Genomic DNA, 25932 nt, shown 5'->3' on the forward strand with positions numbered 1-25932 from the left:
CGATGGGCGACATCCGGGTGCTGGTCGTCGACGACGACTTCATGGTGGCCAGGGTCAACCGCGAACTGGTCGAGCGGTTCGCGGACTTCACCGTGGTCGGCGAGGCGCACAACGGCGCGAGCGCCGTGCGCATGGCCGAGGAGCTGCGGCCCGAGCTGGTGCTGCTCGACATCTACCTGCCCGACATCAGCGGGCTGGAGGTGCTGCGGCGGCTGCGCGCGCTGCCCGGGCCGCCGGTGGACGCCATCGTGGTCAGCGCGGCCCGCGACGTCGGAACGATCCGCACCGCGATGCGCGGCGGGATCGTCGACTACCTGATCAAGCCGTTCACCCATGAGGCGCTGTGGGAGCGGCTGGACCGCTACCGCCGGCTCGACCGGCGGCTGTCCGCGACTCCCGAGATCGGGCAGGCGGAGCTCGACCGCGTGTTCACCGGCGCGCCGGGCGGGTACACGCCCGCGCCGGCCATGCCCAAGGGGCTGACGGCCGGCACCCGCGACATCGTGCGGCGCGCGCTGCGCGACGCGCGCGGCGAGCTGTCCGCCGCCGAGTGCGGCCGGCTGGTGGGGCTGTCGCGGGTGAGCGCGCGCCGCTATCTGGAGCACCTCGTGGACGCCGGGGAGGCCGAGGTGCGGTCGCGCTACGGCGTGGCCGGCCGGCCGGAGCGGCGCTACCGGTGGGCCGGCCCGGTGCAGGCGGGGGCGCCGGTGCAGGCGCGCCCAGTGTCCGCCGACCGTTCCCGGCAGGTGCCCCGGGGCTGACCCGCAGGGCGTCCGTGCCGGTCATCGCGCCGCGGGCGGCCCCTGCCGTGTGCGGCGGGCGGCCCGGACGGGCCTCAGGGCTTGCGGCCGACCGCCGCGACGATGAGCTCGCTCCCGGGCGGCAGGTCCTCCCTGACCCCGCCGGGGTGCCAGCCGGCCGCGGGCACCAGTCCCGGCGGCAGGATCTCGAAACCGTCGAGGAAGCGCAGGATCTCGTCGCGGGACCGGTCGCTGACCGGCGAGGACGAGCTCGCGTAGACGTCGCGCGAGCCCTTGGTCGCCTCCGGGCGGCCGGGGTCGGACAGGCCGTGGGAGAAGATCAGCCGGCTGCCCGGTGCCATGGCGTCGCGGAGCTGCGCCACGAGCCCGTGCGGGTCCTCGGAATCGGGCACGAAGTGCAGGATGGCGGCGAGCAGCACGGCCACCGGCTCGTCGAGGTCGATGAGCGAGCGCACCACCGGGTGATCCAGGATCTCCCGGGGCCGGCGCAGGTCGGCCTCGATGATGCGGACGGAGGGCGCGGTGGCGAGCAGCGCTTCGCCGTGGGAGACCACCACGGGGTCGTAGTCGACGTAGACCACGCGGGAACCGGGCGACGCCTCCAGCGCGACCTCGTGCACGTTGTCGCGCGTGGGCAGGCCGGTGCCGAGGTCGATGAACTGCCGGATGCCGGAACCGGCGGCGTCGCGCACCGCCCGGCCGAGGAAGTCGCGGTTGCCGCGCACCGTGGCGGGCAGCTCGGGGACCATCGAGACGATCTTGCGCGCCGCCGCGCGGTCGACGGCGAAGTTGTCCTTGCCGCCGAGGTAGTAGTCGTACATGCGCGCGACGTTGGGAACGGAGGTGTCGACGCCCTCCGGTGCGGGGCCCTGGCCGTCCACGGTGCCGTCTCCTTCTGCGATCCGGTGCGCCGCACGGGGGTCGGTGCCGCTGCCGGAGCACATGGAATCAGCTTCCGGGCACTCTCCGCAATTCGGACATGGAGTCGTTCCCCGGCCGCGGCGGGCGCGCCCGCCCGGCTCACCAGCCGGTGGCGGCACGCACCTGGGCGTTGAGCAGGGGGGCCAGAGTTCGGGAGTACGTGGCGGTGAGGTGGTTGTCGTCCGACATCACCAGCACGTTGCCGACCACGACCGGACAGCGGCCGCCCGGGCACAGGTAGCCGGTCATGTCGATGAAGTCCACATTGCCGGGCGCGCCCTCCAGCGACCGCACCGGCGACTCCGCCGCCATGGAGTAGGACGACCGCTCCACGCATCCGGCGGCACCGTGGCGGTCCACGCATTCGGGGGCATCGAAACTCAGCCGCGGGGTGTCCCGTATCGCCACGACGTCGATCCCCATGTCCGCGAGCTCGCGCCAGCGTCCCACCGAGCCCTCCGGCACCTCTTCCGGCGCGTCGGCCCCGGTCGTGGTGGAGGTGGTGAAGACCGCGTCGGGGCGCAGCTCGGCGAGTTCCGCCATGGCGTTGTCGTTCCACACACCGCAGTCGGTGTAGGCGGTGCCGCCCAGGTACTGCACACCCGAGCCGAACCGGCAGCTGTTCTTGGTCATGACGAAGAGCCGCCACCCGTTGGCCTCGGCGATGGCCTCCATCGCCGGGAACCACTGGCCGACATGGGAGTTGCCCACCAGCGCGATGCTGTGCTCGGCTGAGGCGGGACCGTAGGCGCAGACGGTGACGTCGCTGCCCTCGATCTCGCTGTTGCACCCGTTCACGTGGGTCAGCCACATGTCCCGGGGGTCGGACAGGTCGGGGTAGACGGGCAGGTCCGGCAGGGTCTCGGTCACCCGGGGGTCGGCGACCGCCCCGGCCCCCGGGTACAGGCCCCGGTCGTCGGCCACCCGGTCGCCGGCCGCACGCTGCCGGTCGAGGTCGCTCAGCCAGCATCCCGCGAGGACCAGGGCCGGGGTCAGGAAGACCGCGCCGACCGCGAGCGCGGTCCCGGGGGAGGGCCGTGCGGGGGCCAGCCGCAGCGCGCCGCCGTCGGCCAGGCGCGCGGTCGCCCACGCCAGGGCGGCCGCCGCACCGAGGACCACCAGCCCGCCGAGGGGGCCCGCCGTGGCCTGCTCGGTCATCTCCAGGTGGAAGACCAGCAGCGGCCAGTGCCACAGGTACAGCGGGTAGGCGAGGTCGCCCACCCGGCCCAGCGGGGACCAGGAGAGCAGGCGGTCGGCACCCCAGGGGAGGCCGGTGGTCCCCGCGAGGATCACCAGCACGGCGGCGCCGGTCGGCCACAGCGCCGCGTACCCGGGGAACGCCGCGGAACCGCCGACCAGCACCCCGCAGCCGGCGAGCGCCACCAGGCCCGCCCAGCCCAGCACCGCGCGCACGCCGGCCGGCAGGAACGGGCGGCGCGGCAGCAGCGCGACGAGCCCGCCCAGGGCGGGCTCCCACATCCGGGCGCCGCTGTCGAAGTACGCCCACTCCGGGTCGGACGCCGTCACGGACACCGAGTACCACAGCGACCCGGCGAACACCGCGGCCAGGGCGGCGGCCAAGACGGGGCGCAGGGGGAGCCCGGTGCGCCGCGCCGCCAGCGCGGCCGCGCCCACCAGCAGCGGCCACACCAGGTAGAACTGGCCCTGCACCGCCAGCGACCAGAAGTGCTGGACGGCGCTCGCGCCCTCCCGCGCCAGGTAGTCCACGGAGTGCGCGGCCAGCCGCCAGTTCTGGTAGTAGAGCGCCGAGGCCACCACCTCGGCGATCGTGCCGCGCCATTCCGGCCGCGGCAGGACCAGCCACGAGCCCGCCAGCACCGCCGCCAGCACCGCGCCGGCGGCGGGGGACAGCCGCCGGATCATCCGCGTCACGAACGCGACCGGGCGGACCCGCCCGTCGCGCTCCACCCCCCGGAGCAGGGATCCGGTGATCAGGAAGCCGGTGAGGAGCAGGAAGACGTCGACGCCGCCCGAGACCCGGCCGAACCAGATGTGGTACGCGGCAACGAGCAGCACGGCGACGGCCCGCAACCCCTGGATTTCGGGCCTGTGGTGGGGGGACGGGGCGGGCGGGGCGGCGTCCGCCGATGGAGCGGGACCGCCGGTGTTCTGGGGAAGGACCGACAACGCTGCGCCTGGAAGGGTGGGGGGCGGGACCGACCGAAGAGCGGGGACGGGGCCAACGGTCGTCTCGCAGAGTACGACACCACGCCCCCGGGCGCCCCCACCGCAGGAGAGCGAGCGGCCACCGGGCCCACCACGACCCGGTGACGTGCACCATCACCCCACAGGGCCGTGCGCCCCAGTCGGCGACGTGTAGTTCCCTTGGATTCGGCGGCCCGATTCAGCGGAGGAAATGAGACCGAAAATCCTCCGGGAGCGGCGTGCCGCACGGAGTGCGGCACCGGCGGGCGCCGGCACCCGACCGGTCACGGTCGCAGAGACGCGGCCGGACGCGGTGCGGCCGTCGTCCGTGCTTCCGGAGGCGCCGCTCGATCCGAAGCCCGGTTTCGCGGTCAACGGGGACGAGTGGAGAGCGTCGCGAAGGCGGCAGCGCCGGTGGACGCCGGTACCCGATCGGGTACGGCCGCACGGCACGCGGCCGGCTCGGTCGGTGCCGCCGGCCGTTCCCTCGGCGCGGCGTGGGCGGGTCAGCCCGCGGTGCGGTAGTGGTAGCGGTGGATCTCGCCGAAGCCCGCCCGTTCATACAGCCGGACGGCCGGGAGGTTGTCCCGCTCGACCTGGAGATACATGCGGTCGGCCCCCTGCGTGGCGGCCCATCCGGCCAGGGCCGTGAGCACCTCGCGGCCCGCGCCCCTTCCCCGCGCCTCGGGGGCCGTGGCCATACCGAACACGCCCGCCCAGCCGGAGTCGGCCACGGCGCGGCCGACGGCGACGACGTCGTCGCCGACCACCGCACGCGCGAACGCGCACGGCCGGTCCACCCGGTCGAGCATGTGCCACGCGGCGCAGGGGTCGCCGCCGTGCAGGGCGTGCGCGGTCTCGAACCACGCGCGCGCCGGATGGTCGTCGATCCGGATCTCGATGGCGCCCGCCGGCGCGTTCGCGGCGACGCGTGCGACCGGTGCCGCCTGCAATGACACCGTCCGCTCCCGGCGGTAGCCGCGATCCGCCAGGACCGTGTCGAGCCCGTCGGGACACACGGTCGGGGTGATCTGGAACCGCGCCTTCGCGCGGCGGCCGGCGTAGAACCCCTCGGCCCTGGTGATCCTCTCCGCCAGATCGCGCGGCCCGGCACCGCCGTGCGGCAGCACCGTCCCCACCCACCAGGAGCAGCCCGGGGCGTGGCGCAGCCACCATCCGTCGGCGTCCTCGACCTGCGCCGCGGGAAGCGCCCGGGCCGCCCTCTCTTGAAGGCCCCGCACCACTTCCGCGCCGTTCATGGCGGATGGCATCGAAACGCACACTCCCTCTACGACCGGACAGCGTCGGATCCCCTCTCGGGCAAGCTATAGGTAGTGGCCCCCTTCGCAGGGAGCCGCGTTCCGAAACCTGCCATACGTCCCCGTGGGCCGCCGCGCGCGGGAGTGGGACGGTGGGGCGCGCGACGGGCCGCGCGCACGCCACCGCCCCGAGGCGGCGATAAGGGCCGCCCCCCGGGGGATAAGGGGCGGCCCGGCCTGCGAGGGCGGCGCGTCCGCCGCGGTGGCGGTGGCGATCGTCTCGGGCGGTGTCCTCTTCGGCGGCGCGGATCAGGCGATCGCGGCGCGGACGCCGTCGATCACGCCCCGATCGGACATCATCGAGATGTGCTCCAGGCAGCCCGTCCGGTTATTGGTCGCTCCGTCCAGTACCGTGCTGCTCACCGGCGAGATGACGATGTCGCACGGGGAGCGGAAGGTCGTGTAGGCGACGCCGCCGGGCGTGGGGTCGCCGGCGTTGAGCTCCGACAGGAACGAGGACCCCTGCTCCATCTCCCGGCAGGCGGGCAGCGCGATCGAGCACAGGCCGGCCACCCTGGTGCCGTTGTTGGGGCCGCCGATGGAGACCCAGTCGTCCACCGTGTCGGTGCCGCCGAGGAACCGGATGTACCAGCGGGACGGCAGCCCGCCCATGGAGTGGGTGACGATGTCGACCTTGGCGGCCCCGGTGGCGGACCGCACGTCGTCGACGAAGCCCGCGAGTTCGCCGGCGGTGGTGGCGTTGGATTGCGCGGAGTTGTAGGTGAACACGTGCAGCCGGTCGGCGGGGTAGCCGTTGTCCTGCAAGTCATTCCGCATGGCGGACCACTGCGAGCCCTTCCCGGCGAAACCGTGCACGAACACGACCGGATCCGGCGCCGCCGCCTGGGCCGCCGCGGCGGGGGCGAGGGACAGGGCGGTCGCCGCGGCGGCCAGGCCGCACAGCAGGGAGGCGATGCGACGCATGTCAGCTCCTCGAACGGGGGATTCGGGAGCAGTCTCAGCCGGTCGGCCGGGCCGCCGCATCGGTGAAATCGCCAGTCGGGTTTACGGTTACTTTACGGACGGGTAACTTACCCATGTGTCTGATGTGTCCCCGATCACATCCCCCGTGCGCCTCCTCGGCCGCGACCGCGAGCTCGGCGTCACCGGAGCCCTCCTCGACGCCGCGCGCGACGGACACGGCGGCGCGCTGCTCGTCACGGGCGAGCCCGGCATCGGCAGGACCGCGCTCCTGGACCACCTCCGCGCGACAGCGGACGACGTCCGCACGCTGGCCATCCGCGGCGTCCCCACGGAGGCGGCCCTGCCCTACGCCGGGCTGCACCGGCTGCTGCGCCCCCTGACCGACCTGATCCCCGCACTGCCCGCCGCGCAGCGCGACGCCCTCACCCGCACCCTGGACTCCGGTACCGCCGGGGCGCACGGCACCGCCTACCTGCTCTCCGTCGCCGTGCTCGGGCTGCTCACCGCGGCCGCCCGGGAGACACCGCTGCTCGTCTGCGTCGACGACGCCCACCACCTCGACGCCGCCTCCCTGGACGCCCTCGCCTTCGCCGCCCGCCGGGCCGACACCGAACCCGCCGCGCTGGTCTTCACCGCGCGCGACGGCCGCGACGGCGACGACCTCCCGGTCGCCGGCGTGCCGCTGCTGCGCCTGAGCCGCCTCGGCGACGACGACATACGCGCCGTTCTCGCAGAGCTCGCCGAGACCGCCGCGGCCCCCACGGTGAGCGAACCCGTCCTGCGGCGCGTGGCCGGGGCGGCCGGCGGCAACCCGCAGGCCGCCGTCGAACTCGCAGCCTCGCTCTCCGCCACCCAGCTGGCCGGGCAGGCGCCGTTGCCGAGGACCCTCCGGCCCCGCGGCCGGCTGTGGCACACCCACGCCGGCGCCATCGCCCGGCTGCCCGCCGACACGCGCCGACTCCTGCTGATCACGGCGGCGGCCGAGGAGGACACCGAGATCGAGCCCGCGTTCCTCGTGCTGGCCGCGCAGCGCATGGGGATCGACGTCGGGGCGCTGGAGCCCGCGGAGGACGCCGGGCTCGTCCACGTGCACGACGACGCGGTGGTCTTCCGCCACCCCCTCGTCCGCTCCGCCGCCTACGACGGCGGCGGCCTCGCCGGCCGCCGCGCGGCCCACGTCCTGCTCGCCGATGTCTTCGACGCCCACGGCCGCCCCGTCCGCGCCGCCTGGCACCGCGCCGCCACCGCCCTGCACGCCGATGAGGACAGCGCGGCGGAACTGGAGCAGGTGGCGGTGCGCGAGCGCGGCCGCAGCGGCTACGCGGTCTCCTCCCGATTCCTCGAACGCGCCGGGGAACTCACCCCCGCCCCCGGGGCACGCGCCGCCCGGCTGACCGAGGCGGCACGCGACGCCTGGCTCTCGGGCGGGCCCCGCCGCGCCCGCGTCCTCCTCGACCGGGTCCGCGCGCTCGACCCGGGTGACACCGACGACGTGGGAGTCGGTGGCGGCGGGCCGCGACGGCCCGGTGAGTCCGACGAGCTGCTGGGCCGCGCCGAACTGCTGCGCGGCGACATCGAACTGCGCGCCGGAATCGCCGTCGACGCCCACGAGGCGCTGAGCGCGGCGGCCGAGCGCCTGCTGCCCCACCGCCGCGACCTCGCCTTGCGAGCCCTCCTCCAAGCGGGAGAGGCGAGCTGCCTGGCGGGCGACCACGCCCGCTACTTCGCCACCGCGGACCGCATGGCCGCGCTGCGACGGCCCGGCGACACCGCCGCCGAGACCGGCATCATGTTCGACTTCGTGGCGGGCAAGGCCGCCATGCTCCGCGGAGACCACCGCGATGCGATCGCCCCCTTGAAGCGTGCCATCGCCGGCGCCGAACGGCTGGGCGATCCGGCCGCGCTGGTGTGGGGCGGCGTCAGCGGCCTGCTCCTGGGCGATCCCGTGCGCGCCCACACCCTCACGACGCGCGCCGTGGCGGCGGCGCGGCGGGTCGGAGCGCTCTCGGTCGTCCCGCTGGCGCTGGAGTACCAGTGCTACGCCGAACTGTGGATGGGGCGGCTCGCCCAGGTGGACGAGGCCGCGCGCGAGGGGTTGCAGCTGGCCGAGGAGACCGGGCAGCACAACTGCGCGGGCCACCACCGGGCCGCCCTGGCGATGGTCGCGGCGATGACCGGCGACGCGGAGGGCTGCCGCGCGCACGCCGCTGCGGCGCTGGACCTCGCCGCAGCCCACGACCTCGGGCTTCCGGCGGCCTTGGCGACGTGGGCGCTGGCCCGCCTGGACCTCGCGGGAGGGCGGACCGCGGAGGCCGCGATCCGGCTGCGCACCCTGGCCTCGGCCGGCCCGGGACGCGGCCACATCGCCGTGCGGCTCCTCAGTACCCCGGACTACATCGAAGCCGCCGTCCGCACCGGCGACCCGTCCCGCGCCCGGTCGTCGCTGCGCTCGTTCCAGGCATGGGCCGACGCGACGGAGAGCGAGGGCACCCGCGCGGTGGCGGCGCGATGCCTCGGCCTGCTCGCCGAGGCCGACCCGGGCGGATCGACCTCAGGGAGGAGAGCGGCGGGAAGGGGGAGGAGAAGAGAGGCCGCGGACACCGTCGGCACGACCGGCAACGACGCGGGCGAGCAGGTGTCCGGCGACCGAGGAAACCGAGGAAAGTGTCGAGGAGACCGGGAAAGCGGCCTGGATACCCGCGAGAGCGGCATCGACGACCGGAGCAGCATCGAAGACCAGGGGAGCGGCGGAGGGGTCGAGGAAGCGGTGGCGCGCTTCGGCGAGGCCATGGGCCTGCACCGACGCGGCTACTGGGATGTGGAGCGGGCACGTACCGAACTACTCCTCGGCAACGCACTGCGCCGTGCCCGCCGCCCCCGGGAAGCCCGCGACCACCTGCACGCGGCCCTGGAGACCTTCGAGCGCGTCGGCGCCCGGCCGTGGGCCCGCCAGACCCGCGCCGAACTCCGCGCGACCGGCGAACCCGCGCGTTCCGATGGCCACGCCGTCCACGAGGCCCTGAGCCCTCAGCAACTCCAGATCGCCCACCTCGTCGCAGAAGGCGCCACGAACAGGGAAGCAGCGGCCCGCCTCTACCTCAGCCCCCGCACCGTCGACCACCACCTCCGCAACATCTTCACCAAACTCGGCATCCGCTCCCGAGTGGAACTGGCCCACCTGATGACCCGCCGAGACGGGTGACGGACGGCGTCTCCCACGGCTCGCGATGCGATCAGCCGGAACCGCGGATGGATCCCCGCAAATGCGGGGCGGACCAGCTCGATCTCGGCCTCGCGGAGGATTTCGCCGGTTCATCCCCGCGCCTGCGGGGCGGACACGGACGGGCAGATCAGGCATGGGTCACGCAGCGGTTCATCCCCGCGCCTGCGGGGCGGACCTTTCGAGGCGGTTAGCATCATCGGGAGTCTCCGGTTCATCCCCGCGCCTGCGGGGCGGACACTGAGTGAGCTGGGGGTTTGTGGCGGCCGAATACCGTTCGGGTGTGTGGTCGTGGGTGGTTGGAGCGGCGACATTACGCTACCTCCGAGGTGCTCTCGGTCGGCGTCTCCGCGGTCGGGACAAAGCCCTGAGTCCGGCTCCGGTGGAGCTGGTGCGCGGGCCCTTTTCGCGGGGTGGCCTGGGTGGGAGGACCAGCCGGAGTCCGGAAGTTCTCTAGAGCGGTGCGAAATCGGTGCACGACCACTCGTGTTCCGGGGGCGGGTATCGCCGGTGAGCGTCCGGCGTTCAGTGTCGTTGACGGACACCCTTTCACACCACTGCCCAGCTACCGGGCCCGCGTCGGGGCGGTGGCCGTCGTCCGGGCGGGTGCCGGGCGGGGCGCGGGTGGTGTGGCCGCTCTCGACCGCCCCTCGCCGCGTAGCCCGGGTTCTGCGACGATCGCGCCATGACGACCGCGCTGCTGCTCATCAATGTGCAACGCAACATGCTCGAAGGGGAGACCCCCATCCCCAGGGCCGCCTCCGTCGCCCCCGCGCTGAGATCACTCCTGGACCACGCGCGCGCCGCGGGGGCGCCCACCGTCCATGTCCACGACGACGACCCGGCCGGTCAACCCGATGCGCCGCACCCGCACGGTTGGGGGCCGGTCTTCCGCGTGCTCCCCTGGGAGCCGGTGGTCCGCGCCTCCGGTCCCGACGCCTTCTCCGGCACCCGGCTCGCCTCGATCCTGCAGGAACTCGGCGTGCACCGGTTGGTGGTCGCGGGCCTGCGCAGCGAGGACCGGATCGCCGCGACCGGACACGCGGCGCTGCGCCGCGGATTCGATGTCGTCATCGCTTCCGGCGCCCACACCACCACCCACGACCGGACGACCGGCGGCGCCGCCGTGATCGAGGCCGGTACCGAGGATGATCTCAGCGCCGCGGGCGCCAAGATCATCGATGCCGACACCATCCACTTCGACTGCTCGCCCTGACACGGGCGAGGGGCGCGACGCTCCATGGGACGGGCACGCCGTTCGACCTCGGCCGTGCCCGGTCGGCCCTCCGGCCGCATACCCCGACGCCTTTGTCGGGCCGTCCGGCCGCATTCCGTGCCGCCTCGGCCCCCGTTAGGCGAGGCGGCACGGAATGCGGCGCTCGCATCCGCACCGTCCCTCCCATCGGCGCCGTGTCCTCCCTGTCCTGCCCCCTCCCGGATCCGGCCCGATATCCGGTGCTCAGGCCCCTGGGCCGAAGCTGTAGGGGTCCCACCCGCTCGGCGACGGCGCCATGCCGTTGTAGAAGCACTCGTTGACATCGTCGGTCCGCCCGACCGCCTCCTCGCACTCGCCGGCGGACGCGGGCGCGGCGGTGAGGATGAGCGCGGGGGCGATCACGGCCAGTGCGGCCGCCCTGCCGGAAAGCGTCATCGGGACCTCCCTGTGATCAGACCCGTGTGATCGGAGTCGGTCTGCTTGCGGCGAGCCAACCAGCCGCGCCTTTCCTGCCGCCTACAGGACGCTTTCACCGCATCGCGCCACCCGCGCGCAGCCGCCGGGGATCGACGCAGCGGGGGAGGCGTCGGGATCGCGCAGGACATCACCGGGATGAGCTGGACCTGCCCCGACCTCTGGTGCAGCCTCGAAGCATGAATGATCACACGTCACTGCACGGTATCCACGTCCCGCTGATCACACCGTTCGACGCCGACGGCGGCATCGCGCTCGACGCACTGGAATCGCTCGCCCATCGGGTGCTCGACGACCGCGCCGCCGGCATCGTGGCGCTGGGGACGACCGCCGAATCCGGCATGCTCGAACCCGACGAGAAGTCCGCCGTGCTCGACGTGTGCTCGCGGGTCTGCGCGGAGCGGGGAAGAACGCTCATCGTCGGCGCGGGCGGCGGCGATACCCGCAAGACCGTGGCCGAGGTGTGGGACCTGCGCAAGCGGCCCGAGATCACCGCGCTGCTGGTCCCGGTGCCGCAGTACGTCCGCCCTGGCGAGGCGGGGGTGCTCGCCCACTTCGAGCAGGTCGCCGCGCACAGCCCCGTGCCGCTGATCGTCTACAACATCCCGTACCGCACCGGACAGCACGTGAGTACGGCGGCGATGCTCCGGCTCGCCGCGATGGACCGGATCATCGGCGTCAAGCACGCGGTCGGCGGCATCGACAAGGACACCGTCGAGCTGCTGGGCCGCCCCGTCGAGGACTTCGCTGTCCTGGGGGGAGACGACATCTTCATCTCCCCGCTGCTGGCCATGGGCGCGGCGGGCGGCATCCTCGCCTCGGCGCACCTGCACACCACCGGATTCGCCGACCTCGCCGAAGCCTGGCACAAGGGCGACGCCGCGGGCGCGCGCGGCCTGGGCCACCGCCTGGCGACCGTGTCCCGCAGCCTCTTCCGCGAGCCCAGCCCCACCATCCTCAAGGCCGTGCTGCACGCAAAGGGCCGCATCCCTTCACCCGCTGTGCGCCTGCCGCTGGTACAGCCCACCGAGGACGCGGTCGCCGCCGCACTGGAGACGCTGGAGGCCCTGGACACCGCCGAGGGGGCGGCGGCCGTTCCGCGGCAGAGCGGCTCGATGACGTCGGCCGGCGGGCATTCGGTCCCGAGCCGGGGATAGAGGGCGCCGGGCGGCGGGAGGCGGGACCGGCGCGTGCCGGAGCGCCGTGCTCCGCCGGAGGGGTGCTGTCTTCCGGGGACGTCCGGGCGGGATCATCCGATGATGGAGTCGCCCGATTCGCGGCTGTGCGGCCTCGCCGCGTGAGCGGATTCGCCGTGGTGGGCCGGTCATGTGCGGCGGCGGCTCCGGCGAGCCGCGTCGGCGGCCGAGGGCGCCGCCGGACCGGCACCGCGGCGGGGATCGCCGGGGCGCGGCGGCCCCGGGGGGATCGGGAGGCGGCCCGCGTGCCCTTGGGGGTTCGTCCATGGGGCCGCGGGTGTCGAGAGGGATCGGCGAGCGCGGTGCGGGCCGTTGCGTGGTGCCGGTGCGCCGTGCCCGGCGCGGTCGAGGGGGGACCGCGGTCGGATCGGCGGGGTCAGTGGCGTGCCTGTCTCGCCCACCGTTCGGCGATCAGCCCGTCCACCAGATCACAGGGGGTCGCGTCGTAGTCGAGGCTGCGGTTGTAGTCGCCGGCGCACGCACCGAGCGCGAACGGGGCGACCTCCGTGTCCTTCAACGGGATCTCGTAACCGGTGACCGTGGTGATGTGGTGCACCCGCCCGGCCTCGGTCTCCTCGCTGCTGTGGTACTCGATGATGCGTGCCTCGGCCAGACCCGTCAGGATCTTGCGTTCCATGTCCTTGGGCGGCCACTCCATGCGTGCTCCCTAGCTCGTCTCTCGCCGCACCAGCTTGCCAGGCCCGGTTGTGCCACAGGCGGGCTTTCCGCCAGTCCGCGGCGCGTCCCGCGGGCCCGCGGCGGGCCTGGTCGCTCCGCCGGCGCGCGGCGCCCGCGGCCCGGCCGCGGAGCGATTGCGCCGTCGCCGACGCCGTCCCGCGGGGTCATCCTCCCCACCGGGCCGCACCCGTCATAGGGGGACGCACGCCGTCCCTTCCGCCCCACCGGCGCATGCCCTAACACGCCGGATCCGGTGCGTCCACTGTTCCCTGCGGCCACATCCGGCACACGAGTGGGGCGGTGGGACCCGTGCGATCGGCGCCGCGGTTGCGCATACTGCTGTGCGGAGTGAGATCCCCCTACAACTCAGCGTTAGGTGCGGCAGCGTGTCCTTGACGAGCGTCCCCCCTGTGCCCGCCCGGAACCGACCCTCCCCGCGATCCGGCCCCCCGCGCGTGCGCCCCGCGCGCACCGCGTTCGCGGGGCTGATGGCCGGAGTCCTCGTCGCGCTGGCGCCCGCCGCGCCGGCGCTGGCCGACGACCGCCACAGCTTCGACCTCGGCGCCATCAGCAACCCCGATTGGATGGCCGGGATCAGCGACGACACCAGCCTCGCCGCGCTGTCGATCCCCGGCACCCACGACACCATGGCGCGCGACGTCACCCCGCTGGCCGAGACCCAGGAGAGCCCGCTCCCCGAACAACTCGACGCCGGGGTGCGCGCGCTCGACATCCGCACGCGGCACTTCAAGGACGCGTTCACGATCCACCACGGCGCGGTCTACCTGAACGCGAACTTCACCGATGTGCTCCGGCAGACCACCGACTTCCTGCGCGCGAACCCCACTGAGACCGTCCTCATGCGCATCAAGCCCGAGCACACCGCGGCGGAGAACACGCGCACCTACGAGGAGACGCTCGACTGGTACCTCACGGAGAACCCCGATACGGCCGGGCTGGCGCGCGACCACATCTGGACGCCGTCGGGCGGTCAGGCCGCCACCCGGATCCCCGACCTGGGCGAGGTGCGCGGCAAGATCGTCATCCTCCAGAACTTCGACGGAGCGGGCACGGTCTACGGCCCCACGTGGGCGGGCGCGGGGATGTCCATCCAGGACGCGTACCAGGTGCCCACCCTCTTCGACATCGCGGGCAAGTGGGACAAGGCCCGCTCCCACTTCGAGGCCACCCGGAGCGGCCCCGCCGGCGTCCTGCACGTCAACCACTTCAGCGGGACCGGGCTCGGCGCCTTCCCCATGCAGGTCGCGGCGGGCGGCCTCGGGTTCCGGGGCGTCAACGACTACGGCCTCGCCTACCTGCGTGACACCGACCTGCCGCGCACGGGCGTGGTCATGACGGACTACCCCGGCCCGGGCCTCGTCGAGGAGATCCTCGCCGAGAACCCATAGTCGAAGAAGTCGTCCCCGCCCCCGTCCGCCCCGCGCATGCGGGGCGGATCCCAGGTCGCGCGCGGTCCACACCGCCGGGCCCGGTTCACCCCCGCGTGTGCGGGGCGGACCTCGCCGGCCAGCTCCTGCGCTTCGGCGACGCCGGTTCATCCCCGCGTCTGCGGGGCGAACCGGACGATGAGCACCTACCGATTCGCCGAGAACGGTTCATCCCCGCGTCTGCGGGGCGGACTACGCCGCCGATACCCGGCTGCTTCTGACGTTCGGTTCATCCCCGCGTCTGCGGGGCGGACATCCGCTCCCGCTCCGGACGTGGTAAGCGGCCCGGTTCATCCCCGCGTCTGCGGGGCGGACACTGAGTGAGCTGGGGTTTCGTGGCGGCCGAATACCGTTCGGTGGACGATGGTGCCCAGCCCCACGAAGCGTTCCTCACCCTTCACCTGTGCGCCGAGGCCAGGGTGACCAGGCCGCACCCATAGGCCTTCGCCCGGCCGATTCCGCCGGTGAGTGTCCGGCGGAAGGCCTCCGGATCGGTGACGCGGAGGAGGCCTTCCAGCGTCACCGTGCGGATGACGACCGGTCGGCTCTTGGCGGCCGATCTCCAGAATCGGAGTTTGCGGCTGTCCCTCGTCTCGACCGCGTAGGCCATCTCCGGCTCGGCTCCGTCGCCCGCCAAGGCCGTAACAGGCAGTGGAGCCGAACTCCGGAGGAGCTCGAACCCCCAGCCCCGCGCGCGGTCGGCGAACCAGCCGATCTGGCTGTCGGCGCCGACCAGCGGGACGACGGTGCCGCGCTCCCGTCGGCCCTCGTCCTCCAGCCCTTCCTTGAGCTTTCCCGGCTGCGTCTTGGTCGGGTTCACCGTCGCCCGGAACACGTACCGGTGACCCTCCGCGATCCGGTCCAGCAACGGGGCGTACTCCCGGCTTTCGAAGGGCGCGTCCGAGGCCGGCCAGCCGTACGGGTCGACCACATGGTGCAAATCGGGCTTGTCCGGTGAGACCATCCACAGCACCGGGCGGCGCCAGTCGTCGGTGTCCAGCCGCCACAGCACGCGCGGTCCCGCGGCGGCGTCGGTCGGCGGGGTGCGCGGGAACGCCTGGAGGACCGACGCGTGCACCAGCTGCGGACTCCCGAGGTAGCGCACGGCGCCTTGGCGCCGCGGGTTGATGAACGTCCTGGTCAGATACATCCTCAGTCCTCCCCGTCCAGCAGGTCCATGGCGTCGTCGCCGTCGAACCTCGGCGGTCCGGCGTCCGTCGTGACCAGATGTCGCACCGGTCGCTGCCCGAAGACCCGGTTGAACGCCTCGCCGCCGGCGGGGAGGTCCGGGTAGAGGTCGTCGCCCTCAGGATCGTCCACGGTGACCGGCAGCGGGCCCGGCGGTGTCGGCTCGACCCCGTCGCGCTCCGCCGCCCACTTCTGCCATGCGGTGGCGCCCTCCCACGGGATCCCGTCGTCCATGTCCTGCAAGGAGCGCTCCAAGGCGATCCCGCTGAAGAGTCCCACCAGCACCGGCCGGTCGGGCGGGCAGGAGCGGCGACCGAGTGAGAGCGGGTATCGGGGCGCCTTAAGGGCGTCCCGCACGGCGGCGAGGAGCGCCGCCTGTCTGGGGCCCTCGCCCTCGAACGCCGCGACGAAGACCGCGTCCTGGAGGTAGTGCCGCCGCGACACCTTCCCTTCGCCCGGCTTCAGCGGCGTCTTCCCGTCGGCGGTCGGCAACCGTTGCCGTTGCGGGTCGAGCGGCCCGTGGGACGCCGCGGACATGGTGTGGTAGTCCACGAGCAGGGTCCCCGGCCGGTCCACGCGCACGCCGAAGCGCAGCGCCGCGAGGTCGGACAGGTCGGCGCCGCGCGGGCGGCCGAGGGCCGCCGCGCACAGGCCGATCACCCCCGACTTCGTCGGCTGCGACAGCGTGCCCCGCGTGTTGTACCTGGTGGCCACGCCCCACGACTGCAACGGGCTGCTGAGGACCAGTGCGAGCACGTCAGGCATCGGCCACGCCGATCAGCCGCGCCACCTGCCGCCGGGCCTCGGTCAGCGCCTCGGGCAGCGGGTGTGCGGCCGGGAGCGGCGATACCGTCCCCGTCCCCACCCGCTCGCCATCCGCCAGCCACGCGGGGTAGACGGCCGCACTGAACTCGGGCGACGTCCCATAGGCCGCGTCCTGGTTGGCGTGGTGACCGACCAGTCGGCGCACCGATTCCGCCAGGTGCCCGGAGGAGCCTCCGAACACGGGGTGCTCGAACGCCGCGGCCAGGCTCACCGGCTGGTCGCGCCGCACCGACACCAGGGCGAAGTCGGGCCGGGTGTTGTTCGCGAAGCTCGTCCGCTTGCCCGTGGGCATGCTGAGCAGGAACGAGCGGGCGAATGCCACCGCCATGTCGGCCGCGTACCCCAGATCGCCGCCCAGGTTCTCGGCGAGCGATCGCAGATCTACCGTCGCGTACCGGTACATGGTCGCGGCGTTGAACTCGATGGTTCCGATCATCCCGGCGCCGGTCTCGTCGGCGTCGTTGTCGGCGTCGTCCACTGCGGTGTAGTAGTCGAACTCCGATTCCACCTCGTGCGTGGAGATCGCGTGCGCCACCTGGCAGGCCGCGTCGACGTTGAGGGTGGGCTCGGTCGCGATCATCCGGCCGAACATCGCGACCGCGGGCGGATGCCCGGTGGCGATCGTGGCCCGGAGGCCGAGGTCCTTGAGTAGCTTGTCCAGGTTCTTGGCGTTCCCGGCCGCGGCCCGGAGGTCGTCCTTGGCGCCCAGCAGGGCGTCGACCAGCCGCGTGCGCTGGTCCACACCGAGGAACAGGAGGTAGTCGGTGGCGGTCCGGCCGTTCTTCTTGGCCGTCTTGACCTCGAACACCGACCGTACAGCGGCCTCGGCGATGACGGCCGCGTGTTCACCGAGGCCGGGGGCGCGCTCGCCGAGTTCGCGGGCCACGATCTCCGGCAGCCGTTTGGTGCGCTGCGAGATCGGTACCGCGGCCCCGGCGACCTCGGACTCCAGCGCTTTGCGGGTCGCCCGCTTCCACGCCTGGGACGAGACGCGCAGCCGCCGCGCACCGCCGTACACGGCGGTCTTGGGGCTGCCGTTGTCATCCCGGTTGATGTTGGCGGGCGGGACCACCTGGAGGGCGTGGACGTCGAGAAAAGCCATGTCATTCCTCATCGGATACGGGGGTGTCGGTCGTGTCGGTTCCGGACGGGGATCCGGTGTGGGCGGTGGCGTAGAAGTCGCGGCCCCAGCGCATCGCCGCGTAGCCGCGCCCCTTCGGGCGGGACCAGGCGTCGATGTCGTCGGCGAGCTGCACGTAGTCGAGGGGGATGCCCTCCTTGCGGAGCATGGGGATGAGCCCGCGCAGATGGCCGACGAGCTCGGTGGTGGAGTGCGCGGTGATGGCCGCCTCCAGACGGCGGACGATCCCGGCGTTCTCCGAGGCGAACTGCGGCTGCGCCGGTTTCCTTGCCGGGCTCCCCTCCCCGCCCCCCGACGACGATCTGCGCACGCACAGCTCGCGGCAGGCGCGGCCCATCGACGCCCGGACGGCACCCTGTCCGCCGCCCCGCTGGTGCATCACCCGGTCGGCGGATTGCTGGTGGACCGCGAGGAGCGTCAGGGCGTGGTGGACGGCCGCCTCGTGGGAGCGGAGCCGCTTGGGGTCCCGGAACGCGGCGGGGTCGGCGATCCGCGCCACCTCCGGGGCGAGCACCGGGGTCTCCTCCGGTGTCCGTCCCAGGCCGCGGCGCCAGCGTGCCAGCCGCTCGGGGGCGTCGTGCGCCGCAGCGCCTTGGGCCGTGCGCAACTCGCCGAGCACGCGTTCCATGCGGCCCTTCCAGGCGTGGTCGGCCTTGGTCATGCGCTGTCTCCGTTTCCGTGAGGGGGTGGGGCGGTCTCCGGGGGGAACGCCAGAGGAAGATGGCGGCGGAGCCGCCGCCGGAACTCCCGTTCGGCCAGGGCGGCGTTCACCGGGTCCTTGGTGGAGGGCTTCTTCCCCGGCCGCCAGCGGGTCCGGTGCGCTCCGGGCGGGGCGTGGTGGAGGAGTTCGTCCGCGATCCGCTGCACTGTGTTGGCGGCCCTACGCTGCCAGTCCGCCGCCAGTTCATCGGCCAGGTCGTCGTCGGTGAGGGTCTGCACCCATGCCCGGAACGGCTGGTCGAGTGCGGCGTAGAGCCGTTCGTGGGCCTTGGTGCCCCGGGACTTCTGCGTGGGCTCGTCGGCGCCTGAGACGAAGGCGACGTCCGACGCCAGCCGCCCGAGGGTCCACGCGGCGTTCTTCGTGCGGTCGACGGCGTCGAGCGCCGTCTCGGCCAGGACCGGGTGGCCCTCCGACCGCAGGACCGCGACCGGCAGGGGGAGGACGTCGTCGTAGGTCTCGTCGATGACCGCATTCTGGTTGCCGTAGGCGATACCTGAGGCGTGCACACGGATGATCTTGTCGGGGGGCAGCCCGCGCACCGCGTTGAGCCGTGCCACCTGGCGCGGGGGCAGCATGCCGCGTTGCCCGCTCGCCTTGCCCTCGGCGACGCCGAGGATTCCGCCGAGTCCGCGCCACAGCTGCTCTCCGGGCAGGTGCCGGATCGGGCGGTAGAGGTCGGTGGCGTCCCCGCCGTCCGGATCGTCTGTGCGGCGGCCGTCCGCCGGCTTCTGCTCTTTCTTCTTCTCCTTCTTCCGTGCGGTCTTGGCCGGTGCCGCGTTCGCCCGCCATGCGGTGTGCGGTTCGAGGGTGTGCAGCCGCTCGTGCCGGAGCCGGTCGCCCGCGCAGACCAGGACGCGCCGGACCCGGGTAGCGCCGTCGAGGGCGTCCGGGAGCAGCCGGATCCGCCGGCCCGGCCATGTGTAGAGGTCGAGCAGCCCGGTGGCCGGGCGCTCCTCCCACGCCGCCGTCAGCGGTTCGCGCTCCCACACCGGAAGATCGGCGTCCGGCCAGCCTTCCTGGTACACCAGGTTGAGCGCCAGCGTCTCCCAGAGGGTGGCACCGGTGAGCACGACGACGCCGAGCGCGCCGAGTGGGCCGGTGGGGTTCCTGTAGACCTTGCCACCCGTGGCCTCGGGGTCTCCGCGCGCCCCCGTCTTGATCCCCGCTGTGTCCCAGGCGTGGGCGTGCACCAGCCAGCGCGCGGCCTGGCCGGGAGTGAGCGGCGCGGGGGCGTCGTCGCGTGCGGAGGAGAAGATCGGTGCGTTGTTACCCGAGGACACGAAGGGCACGAGGAGGCCGACAGTCCTGCCCTGGGGCGTGCCCTTGCCGGTCGTCAGCCCGGCAGCCTGGAAGAACGGCTCATGTGCATCGAACAGATCGAAGCGCCCGCGCCAGTGGCCGAGGTAGTCGTCGATGAGGTCGGCTGGCGGTAGCGCCGCTTTGAGCCAGAGTGCCCAGCCCTTCTGGTTCGGGGGATAGGTCCCGACCTGGGTTCCCTTCGACCTCCCCAGAGAACGGTGGAGGACGGCCAGCAGGAGGCGGATGAGCGCGGGGTACTGCGTGGGCGCGTCGACCACGAGATCGCGGATGAGGTGCGCCTGTGTCAGCGCGTCGCGCAGCGACGCGGTGCCGGGTTTGCCGTCGGTGCCGATGAAGGGCAGCCACGCCTCGTCGGCCAGGTTGAACGAGAACCGGTCCGTCACGTGGTCTCCTGCCAGCCTGTGTAGGGGGAGTAGCGGTAGGTGCGTCCCTTCTGCTGGGCGTCGTCGGATTTCGGGTTGAGGAAAAGTACCTTCAAACCCGAGCACCACGGCGCCCGCCGCCAGCCGCGCGGTGAGGCCAGCGTCGCGGTGTCGACCCGGTCGGCGGACAGCCGGATCGCCTGGCCCAGGATCGCGTCTTTCTCGTCGTCGGTCGGTGTCCGGTTGAGGGGGACGGCGAGGGGCATCTCCCCCTCGGCCGGGAGCGAGACGGTCTCGGCCGTGGAGTCGCCGGTGCGACGCAGCAACAGGACCTCGACGCTCGGGGCTCCGGGGCGGACGGGCAGCCGCCGGGCGACCTGCTCTTCGTCGTCGGCGTCGTGGTCGCCGCCGTGCTGCTGGACCTGGTCCAGGCCGAAGCGGCCGGGTTCGGGGGTCGCGATGAGCACGGACCCCGCCAGGACCCGCAGCTTCTCATCGTCCCGCCGGGACGAGGCCTCGGCGGCGGCCATGGCGGCCCGCCAAGTATCGGGGCCGAGGTCGGAGGTTCCGTAGACCGAGGCGATCAGGGCCGGGACGTCCGCCGGCACACCGACACCTACCGCCCGGCGCGTGACACCCTCCGGGGCCGACGCTCGCGGCCGGTCCTGGAGGTCGGCCAGCGTGCGCAGCAGCAGGTGGTGGCGGTACGGGTAGCCGTCCCCGTTGGGGAAGGCGGGCGGTGCGCCGGGGGCGCCCGTGCGGTACCCGGTGATGATCATCCGCGGCCCCTCCAGCCCGGCGGGCCGCGGTCCGGGGCGGTCGTGGCGGTGGCAGCGTCCGGCGCGCTGGAGGAGCAGGTCGACGGGTGCGAGGTCGGTGACCAGCACGTCGAAGTCGACGTCGAGTGACTGTTCCGCGACCTGCGTGGCAACGACGATGTGCCGCCGCGGCCGGTGCGGGTTCTCCGCGACGATCTCGCCTCCGGGAGCGCGCTCCGGCGGGCCGAAGCGGCGCGTGAGGTCGGCGTCGAGCCGGGCCCGGTCGGCCGCGGTGAACCTGGCGTGGGTGAGGGTGACCTCGCCGGGGAACCGGGCGCTCAACGCGTCGAACGCCGCCTGAGCGCGTTTGACGGTGTTGCGCAGCACCAGCACGCAGCCGTGGCCCGTGGCGTCGGAGGCGCGGGTGGGATCGGCGGGATCGGTACCGCCGGAGATCAGCTCCGACACCAGATCGGCCACGTGGGTCGCGGCGTCGGCCGGCTCGGGCGCGAACTCCACGGTGAGGTTACCGCCGCGGGCGGTCGTGGCCGGGCGGGAGCACGCCTGCAACGGGAGCGCCGCCTCATCCGCGTCGGCCGGTTCGCCGAACGCCTCGCGCTGCTCGTCGTCGGGCACCGGCGCCCAGGTGATCCGGGGGTAACCCGACCCCTGCACCTCGACCTTCGCGGCGCCGGTGTAGGCACCAAGCAGTTCGTGGCGCTGGGCCTCGGGCAGGGTCGCCGAGAGCAGGAGCACCGGCACGCCGTGCCGCCCCAGCCAGTGCAGCACCTTGCACAGGATCGCCGACATGTAGGCGTCGTAGGCGTGTATTTCGTCGATGACCACGACCTTGTTCGCCAGGCCGATGTGGCGGAGCATGACGTGCCGGGCCGATACCCCGGCGAAGAGCAGCTGGTCGATGGTGCCGACCACCACGGGGGCCAGGAGCGCGAGCTTGGCGCCGCGCATCCAGGTCGAGGCGGCGTAGGCGTCGTCCTGGGTCTCGCCGATGCCGGACAGGAGTTTCCCGTAACCCGGGTGGCGTCGGGCCTTGCCGTGGGCCAGCCCCACCGTCGGCCGGGGATGCTGCGTTTTCAGCCAGCGGCCGAGTACCCGGTCGAACACGCTGTTGGCGGTGGCCTGGGTGGGCAGGGCGAAGAACAGCCCGTTGAAGCCGAACCGTGCCGCGAGCACTTCGGCGGCCGCCAAGGCGGCCTCGGTCTTGCCCTCGCCGGTGGGCGCCTCGACGATCATCAGCCCGGGGGTCGGGGCTTCGACGGCGAGGTCGTGGGCGAGGACCTGAGTGGACCGCGGCTCGTTGATCTCGAAGCGCTGTGCGTAGAGCGTGCGGGCGTCGGCCGGCGGAGCGGGCCGCCACACGTCGCCCAGGTGCATGGTGGAGCGGAAGCGCGCCGAGATCCGCGCGGAGTCGGCGGGGTAGTCCGACGGCCAGCTGTTGCCATAGGGGAAGAGCGTCTCGTCGCTTGCCAGCCAATCGGCGACGATCACGGCTCCGGAGATCGCCATCTGGGCGCCGATGTCGGGAGTGTTCGCCGAGAGCAAGGACAAATCCACCCCCGAGAGCCGGGTCGCGTGGGTGAAGAGCTCCCCCTGCACCTCGCGCCAGTTGCCGCCGCCGAGCTGGCTCGCGGAGCGGCGCGTGGTGGCGAATCCGGGCGGCGGAAAGACGCCGTGGTGCCCGCCGACCACATTGGCCACCCAGTCGATCGACTCGGGCGGCCACGACTTCTTTTCGAGGAAGATCCGGACCAGGTGCGCCGACATCAACTCGTGGCGCTGCGGTTCATGGTGGACCGAAAGCGGCAGCAGCCGCAGCACGTCGGGAAAGCGGTGGGTGCTGAAGGACTGGAACCCCGGGGTGGCCTTGCCGATGTCGTGGAGCGCCGCGAGCCACCGGAAGGCCGCACGGCCGGCAGATTCGCCGGCACCGGTGCCGCCGGTGAGCCCGGCGGAGAAGCGTTCGCGCAATGACCGCGCTAAGTAGTGCTCCCAGAGGCGGTCGGCGATGTGCATCGTGTCGAGCATGTGCGCGAGGAGCGGATGCCAGTCGGTCGCCGTGTACGTTTTGCTGTATTTGCCGGTTTTGCCCCAAATGGTGCGGGCGGCAGGGGAAGGGAACAGCGCGTCCGTGGTCATGGAGAAACCTCTATCGCGCCCCGGTGACAAGGAAAGCGAGGCAGCCGGTATCGGCCATTTCACGGGTATTGGCGAATTACCTGTCCGGGCGGGGTAGCATCCGCCCCCAGCGCGCCCGCCACCCGCTTTCCCACCCGCTTCTCCGGCACGCCGCGCCCCGGCTCCGGAAGGCCCGACACGGAGTGTGATAGGCCACCTTGTGGATGGACGGACTCGCGGCGCGGCGGCGGCGCATACCATCCGATCCCAGGGTGTCGTGGCATCAGGGCCACGCCGACGACCAGCCATCGAAAGGGAGCGTCTCGTCATGCCCGGAGGCATCGGCGGCCAGGAACGCCGTTACGGGGGCCGTCCCGACGGCCGCGGACGCCCTGCGGGGGCCGGCCGCCCCGACCGCTCGGCGCCGGCGATCCGCGGGACCCGCGACCTCGCCCGGCTCACCGAGGAGCTGCGCCGCATGGAGGGCGCCTCCTACGGGCGCTACAAGTCGCTCGCCGGCGACTGGGATTTCGGCCACTTCGTCCTGACCGTCGAACGCGTCCAGTCCGACCCCTTCGCGCCGCCCTCCCGGATCGCGGTGCGCATCCCCGGCCCCGTCGCCGGCCTGCCCGTGCACGCGCTGCACCCGGCCGTGCGCCGCCGGGCGACCGCCGACCACCTCGTCCGCCTCGCCCACCGCAGCCTCAAAGGCGCCCGGCTGCGCATCGACTCCGGTGGGCAGGAGGTCATCGAGCGCTCCGCCGGCCGCATCGACGACAGCGGCGCGATGGTCCTGCGCCTGGGCATCGAGCTCCCCGGGCGCGGGCGGCGCATCGACGCCCGCACCGCCGAACGCGAACTGTGCGACCGCCTGCCCGCGATGGTCGAGGCCGTGCGCTGGAGCGAACTCGACCCCGGCACCGCCACCGCCTTCGCCGACACCGTCGAGGACACCGTGGCGCTGCGCGACCGGCTGGCCGGGCTGGGCCTGGTCGCCTTCGTCGCCGACGGCGCCGTGCTGCCGCGCCGCAGCGGCGTCAGCGACCTGCCCATGGACGGCGCCGCCGTGGCGTTCCGGGCCCCCGACTCCCTGCGGGTCGCGGTCGACCTCCCGCACGCGGGCCGGGTCACCGGGCTGGGCGTCCCCGAAGGCATCACGCTGATCGTCGGCGGCGGCTTCCACGGCAAGTCCACCCTCCTGCACGCCCTCGAACGCGGCGTCTACGACCACATCCCCGGCGACGGCCGCGAACTCGTCGCCACCCGCCCCGACGCCGTCAAGATCCGCGCCGAGGAAGGCCGCCGGGTCGAGCGGACCGACGTCAGCGCGTTCGTCCGCAACCTGCCCACCGGCGCCGACACCACCGACTTCTCCACCGAGAACGCCTCCGGATCCACGTCCCAGGCCGCCAACATCGCCGAGGCGTTCGAAGCCGGTGCGCGCACCCTCCTCGTCGACGAGGACACCACCGCCACCAACCTGATGATCCGCGACTCCCGCATGCAGGCGCTGGTGCACGGCGACCGCGAGCCCCTCACCCCCTTCATCGACCTCGTCCGGCCGCTCCACCGCGACCACGGCGTCTCCACCGTCCTGGTCATGGGCGGCAGCGGCGACTACTTCGACGTCGCCGACCACGTCGTCATGCTCGACGGCTACCGCCCCTACGACGTCACCGACCGCGCCCGCGAGCTCGCCGCCGAACGCCGCGACGCCGCGTTCGCCCCGCCCGCCCAGCGCATCGTCGACCCCGCCTCGGTCGACCCCACCGCGCGCGGGCGGGCCCGCCTCAAGCGCCGCGACATGGACGTCCTCACCTTCGGCGAGACCGACATCGACGTCCGCGCCCTCTCCCAGCTCGTCGACCCCGGCCAGATCATCGGGGTGGGGCTGGCCATGCGGCTGCTCGCCGAGGACGGCCTGCTCGACGACCGCCCGCTGAGCGAGGCCCTGGACCTGCTCGACCGCCGGCTGGCCGACGGCGGCGCGGCTGCCCTGGGACGCGGCTACGCCGGCGACTACGCGCTGCCGCGGCGCCACGAGGTCGCCGCGGCCCTGAACCGCCTGCGGACCCTGCGCGTACTCGGAACCGGGTGAGCAGGCACTGGACGGGCGCATCGCCCCAGGTCGGTATCCTGGACCACGAATCCGGCACCGTGCCGCGCCCCCCTCTCGCCCGGCGCGCCCCGGCGTCCGATCCACCCCGTGTGCGAATGGAGACAGTTCCAGGTGCGTGATCCCGCAGACCTCTATGAGCTCCGCCCCGGTATCGACGTCACCGCGAGGGTCATGCTGGTCGTACTCGACGGGTTCGTGGACGCGGGGTCGGTCGGCAGCCAGACCGCCGACGCCCTGTTCGCGGAGTTCACCGCCGAGGAAGTGGCCGCCTTCGACATCGACCGGCTGCTCGACTACCGCTCCCGCCGCCCCGTGATGACGTTCGTCGAGAACACCTACACCGACTACGAGCCCCCGAAACTCGGCCTGTACCAGATGCGCGACGCCGAGGACACCCCGTTCCTCCTCCTGTACGGGCTGGAGCCCGACCACGAATGGGAGGGCTTCGCCGAGGCGGTGCGCGAGCTGGTCGAGCGGTTCTCCGTCTCCCTGACCATCGGTGTGCACGGCATCCCCATGGCGGTGCCGCACACCCGGCCCGCCACGGTCACCGCCCACGGCACCCGGCCGGAGCTGGTGGCCGGCCACACCGCCTGGATCGGCCGGGTCAACGTCCCCGCCAGCGCGGCCTCGCTGCTGGAGTTCCGGCTCGGCCAGGCCGGGCACGACGTCGTCGGCTACGCCGTTCACGTGCCCAGCTACCTGTCCCAGTCGGAGTACCCCCGCGCCGCCATCGCGGCCATCGACCACCTGGGCGGGGTCAGCGGACTGGCGCTGCCCGCCGAGGCGCTGCACGCGTCCGCTCAGGAGACCGACACCGAGATCGAACAGCAGGTCGCGGCCTCCGAGGAAGTGCAGAGGGTCGTCGGTAATCTGGAGCGGCAATACGACGACTACATGTCGGCGCACGCGGATTCCCGCGACGACGCCGACGGATCCCTGTTCACCGGCGACGAAACCGCCCTGCCCACGGCCGAGGAGCTCGGCGCGGAACTCGAACGCTACCTCGCCGACCGCGAGCGCGGCGCGGAAGGTTGAT

Annotated in this window: 19 protein-coding genes; 7 read left to right on the forward strand and 12 right to left on the reverse strand. The window is 73.3% G+C overall.

The genetic code is table 11. The features are described from left to right. Nucleotides 1-2 precede the first annotated feature (2 nt). Nucleotides 3-761: a response regulator gene (locus tag ACFO4E_RS11845; RefSeq protein ID WP_378573865.1), complete on the forward strand. Its 759-nt coding sequence runs from the start codon at nucleotides 3-5 to the stop codon at nucleotides 759-761. 74 nt (nucleotides 762-835) lie between these two features. Here the strand turns inward: ACFO4E_RS11845 and ACFO4E_RS11850 are convergent, their stop codons facing one another. The 4 genes from ACFO4E_RS11850 to ACFO4E_RS11865 all read right to left on the reverse strand — a co-directional run bounded on the left by ACFO4E_RS11850 (nucleotide 836) and on the right by ACFO4E_RS11865 (nucleotide 6091). Continuing rightward, a complete protein-coding gene (locus tag ACFO4E_RS11850) occupies nucleotides 836-1705 on the reverse strand; it encodes an SAM-dependent methyltransferase (protein ID WP_378573867.1) in 870 nt (289 codons plus the stop codon). A gap of 76 nt (nucleotides 1706-1781) precedes the next feature. Next, entirely contained in the window at nucleotides 1782-3734 is a 1953-nt protein-coding gene (locus ACFO4E_RS11855) for an acyltransferase family protein (protein WP_378573868.1), read from the reverse strand. Nucleotides 3735-4354: 620 nt separating this feature from the next. After that, nucleotides 4355-5119, reverse strand: coding sequence for a GNAT family N-acetyltransferase (locus ACFO4E_RS11860; protein ID WP_378573870.1), 765 nt, complete (start codon nucleotides 5117-5119; stop codon nucleotides 4355-4357). Between the two features lie 297 nt (nucleotides 5120-5416). Continuing rightward, complete coding sequence (locus ACFO4E_RS11865; RefSeq protein WP_378573872.1) at nucleotides 5417-6091, reverse strand: esterase/lipase family protein; 675 nt, start codon at nucleotides 6089-6091, stop codon at nucleotides 5417-5419. Nucleotides 6092-6206: 115 nt separating this feature from the next. Between ACFO4E_RS11865 and ACFO4E_RS11870 the strand changes: the two genes are divergently transcribed. Together ACFO4E_RS11870 and ACFO4E_RS11875 are read left to right on the forward strand one after the other, a co-directional pair. Next, on the forward strand, nucleotides 6207-9293 hold the full coding sequence (locus tag ACFO4E_RS11870) for a helix-turn-helix transcriptional regulator (RefSeq protein ID WP_378573873.1): 3087 nt from the start codon (nucleotides 6207-6209) through the stop codon (nucleotides 9291-9293). A 703-nt stretch (nucleotides 9294-9996) separates the two neighbouring features. Further along, nucleotides 9997-10527 carry an isochorismatase family protein gene (locus tag ACFO4E_RS11875; RefSeq protein WP_378573875.1) on the forward strand — a complete coding sequence of 177 codons (531 nt, stop codon included), beginning with the start codon at nucleotides 9997-9999 and terminating at the stop codon, nucleotides 10525-10527. A 243-nt stretch (nucleotides 10528-10770) separates the two neighbouring features. Here the strand turns inward: ACFO4E_RS11875 and ACFO4E_RS11880 are convergent, their stop codons facing one another. Then, entirely contained in the window at nucleotides 10771-10962 is a 192-nt protein-coding gene (locus tag ACFO4E_RS11880) for a hypothetical protein (RefSeq protein WP_378573876.1), read from the reverse strand. Between the two features lie 218 nt (nucleotides 10963-11180). On the opposite strand from ACFO4E_RS11880, the gene ACFO4E_RS11885 reads away from it, so the two are divergent. Continuing rightward, nucleotides 11181-12158 (forward strand): dihydrodipicolinate synthase family protein, encoded by a 978-nt coding sequence (locus ACFO4E_RS11885; protein WP_378573878.1) that lies wholly within the window; start codon nucleotides 11181-11183, stop codon nucleotides 12156-12158. Between the two features lie 415 nt (nucleotides 12159-12573). Here the strand turns inward: ACFO4E_RS11885 and ACFO4E_RS11890 are convergent, their stop codons facing one another. Then, nucleotides 12574-12855 carry a hypothetical protein gene (locus tag ACFO4E_RS11890; protein WP_378573879.1) on the reverse strand — a complete coding sequence of 94 codons (282 nt, stop codon included), beginning with the start codon at nucleotides 12853-12855 and terminating at the stop codon, nucleotides 12574-12576. 508 nt (nucleotides 12856-13363) lie between these two features. On the opposite strand from ACFO4E_RS11890, the gene ACFO4E_RS11895 reads away from it, so the two are divergent. After that, nucleotides 13364-14284 carry a phosphatidylinositol-specific phospholipase C gene (locus ACFO4E_RS11895; RefSeq protein WP_378573880.1) on the forward strand — a complete coding sequence of 307 codons (921 nt, stop codon included), beginning with the start codon at nucleotides 13364-13366 and terminating at the stop codon, nucleotides 14282-14284. 436 nt (nucleotides 14285-14720) lie between these two features. Here the strand turns inward: ACFO4E_RS11895 and cas6e are convergent, their stop codons facing one another. The 6 genes from cas6e to ACFO4E_RS11925 are packed head-to-tail and all read right to left on the reverse strand — an operon-like array spanning nucleotide 14721 to nucleotide 22795. Beyond that, on the reverse strand, nucleotides 14721-15473 hold the full coding sequence (cas6e, locus tag ACFO4E_RS11900; protein ID WP_378573882.1) for a type I-E CRISPR-associated protein Cas6/Cse3/CasE: 753 nt from the start codon (nucleotides 15471-15473) through the stop codon (nucleotides 14721-14723). A 2-nt stretch (nucleotides 15474-15475) separates the two neighbouring features. Then, nucleotides 15476-16276, reverse strand: coding sequence for a type I-E CRISPR-associated protein Cas5/CasD (gene cas5e, locus ACFO4E_RS11905; RefSeq protein WP_378573884.1), 801 nt, complete (start codon nucleotides 16274-16276; stop codon nucleotides 15476-15478). Then, a complete protein-coding gene (cas7e, locus tag ACFO4E_RS11910; protein ID WP_378573886.1) occupies nucleotides 16269-17438 on the reverse strand; it encodes a type I-E CRISPR-associated protein Cas7/Cse4/CasC in 1170 nt (389 codons plus the stop codon). The genes cas5e and cas7e overlap by 8 nt, the downstream gene beginning before the upstream one ends. Nucleotide 17439: 1 nt before the next feature. Next, nucleotides 17440-18138, reverse strand: a complete 699-nt coding sequence (gene casB, locus ACFO4E_RS11915; protein ID WP_378573888.1) for a type I-E CRISPR-associated protein Cse2/CasB — start codon at nucleotides 18136-18138, stop codon at nucleotides 17440-17442. After that, complete coding sequence (casA, locus tag ACFO4E_RS11920; protein WP_378573889.1) at nucleotides 18135-19901, reverse strand: type I-E CRISPR-associated protein Cse1/CasA; 1767 nt, start codon at nucleotides 19899-19901, stop codon at nucleotides 18135-18137. Before casA ends, casB begins: the two co-directional genes overlap by 4 nt. Further along, complete coding sequence (locus ACFO4E_RS11925; RefSeq protein ID WP_378573891.1) at nucleotides 19898-22795, reverse strand: CRISPR-associated endonuclease Cas3''; 2898 nt, start codon at nucleotides 22793-22795, stop codon at nucleotides 19898-19900. The genes casA and ACFO4E_RS11925 overlap by 4 nt, the downstream gene beginning before the upstream one ends. 307 nt (nucleotides 22796-23102) lie before the next feature. On the opposite strand from ACFO4E_RS11925, the gene ACFO4E_RS11930 reads away from it, so the two are divergent. Both ACFO4E_RS11930 and ACFO4E_RS11935 read left to right on the forward strand, forming a co-directional pair. Next, nucleotides 23103-24872 (forward strand): ABC-ATPase domain-containing protein, encoded by a 1770-nt coding sequence (locus ACFO4E_RS11930; protein ID WP_378573893.1) that lies wholly within the window; start codon nucleotides 23103-23105, stop codon nucleotides 24870-24872. Nucleotides 24873-25004: 132 nt separating this feature from the next. After that, nucleotides 25005-25931 (forward strand): proteasome assembly chaperone family protein, encoded by a 927-nt coding sequence (locus tag ACFO4E_RS11935; protein ID WP_378573894.1) that lies wholly within the window; start codon nucleotides 25005-25007, stop codon nucleotides 25929-25931. The last annotated feature ends 1 nt before the right edge of the window (nucleotide 25932 follow it).

The sequence above is a fragment of the Nocardiopsis mangrovi genome (assembly GCF_042653925.1).
Taxonomy (GTDB): Bacteria; Actinomycetota; Actinomycetes; order Streptosporangiales; family Streptosporangiaceae; genus Nocardiopsis_B; species Nocardiopsis_B mangrovi.

Excerpts from the sequence above, each read along its gene's own strand:
- ACFO4E_RS11845 (WP_378573865.1), top strand. The coding sequence starts at position 3 with ATGGGCGACATCCGGGTGCTGGTCGTCGACGACGACTTCATGGTGGCC.
- ACFO4E_RS11850 (WP_378573867.1), bottom strand. The coding sequence starts at position 1,705 with ATGTGCTCCGGCAGCGGCACCGACCCCCGTGCGGCGCACCGGATCGCA.
- ACFO4E_RS11860 (WP_378573870.1), bottom strand. The coding sequence starts at position 5,119 with ATGCCATCCGCCATGAACGGCGCGGAAGTGGTGCGGGGCCTTCAAGAG.
- ACFO4E_RS11865 (WP_378573872.1), bottom strand. The coding sequence starts at position 6,091 with ATGCGTCGCATCGCCTCCCTGCTGTGCGGCCTGGCCGCCGCGGCGACC.
- ACFO4E_RS11875 (WP_378573875.1), top strand. The coding sequence starts at position 9,997 with ATGACGACCGCGCTGCTGCTCATCAATGTGCAACGCAACATGCTCGAA.
- ACFO4E_RS11880 (WP_378573876.1), bottom strand. The coding sequence starts at position 10,962 with ATGACGCTTTCCGGCAGGGCGGCCGCACTGGCCGTGATCGCCCCCGCG.
- ACFO4E_RS11885 (WP_378573878.1), top strand. The coding sequence starts at position 11,181 with ATGAATGATCACACGTCACTGCACGGTATCCACGTCCCGCTGATCACA.
- ACFO4E_RS11890 (WP_378573879.1), bottom strand. The coding sequence starts at position 12,855 with ATGGAGTGGCCGCCCAAGGACATGGAACGCAAGATCCTGACGGGTCTG.
- ACFO4E_RS11895 (WP_378573880.1), top strand. The coding sequence starts at position 13,364 with ATGGCCGGAGTCCTCGTCGCGCTGGCGCCCGCCGCGCCGGCGCTGGCC.
- cas6e (WP_378573882.1), bottom strand. The coding sequence starts at position 15,473 with ATGTATCTGACCAGGACGTTCATCAACCCGCGGCGCCAAGGCGCCGTG.
- cas5e (WP_378573884.1), bottom strand. The coding sequence starts at position 16,276 with ATGCCTGACGTGCTCGCACTGGTCCTCAGCAGCCCGTTGCAGTCGTGG.
- cas7e (WP_378573886.1), bottom strand. The coding sequence starts at position 17,438 with ATGGCTTTTCTCGACGTCCACGCCCTCCAGGTGGTCCCGCCCGCCAAC.
- casB (WP_378573888.1), bottom strand. The coding sequence starts at position 18,138 with ATGACCAAGGCCGACCACGCCTGGAAGGGCCGCATGGAACGCGTGCTC.
- ACFO4E_RS11925 (WP_378573891.1), bottom strand. The coding sequence starts at position 22,795 with ATGACCACGGACGCGCTGTTCCCTTCCCCTGCCGCCCGCACCATTTGG.
- ACFO4E_RS11930 (WP_378573893.1), top strand. The coding sequence starts at position 23,103 with ATGCCCGGAGGCATCGGCGGCCAGGAACGCCGTTACGGGGGCCGTCCC.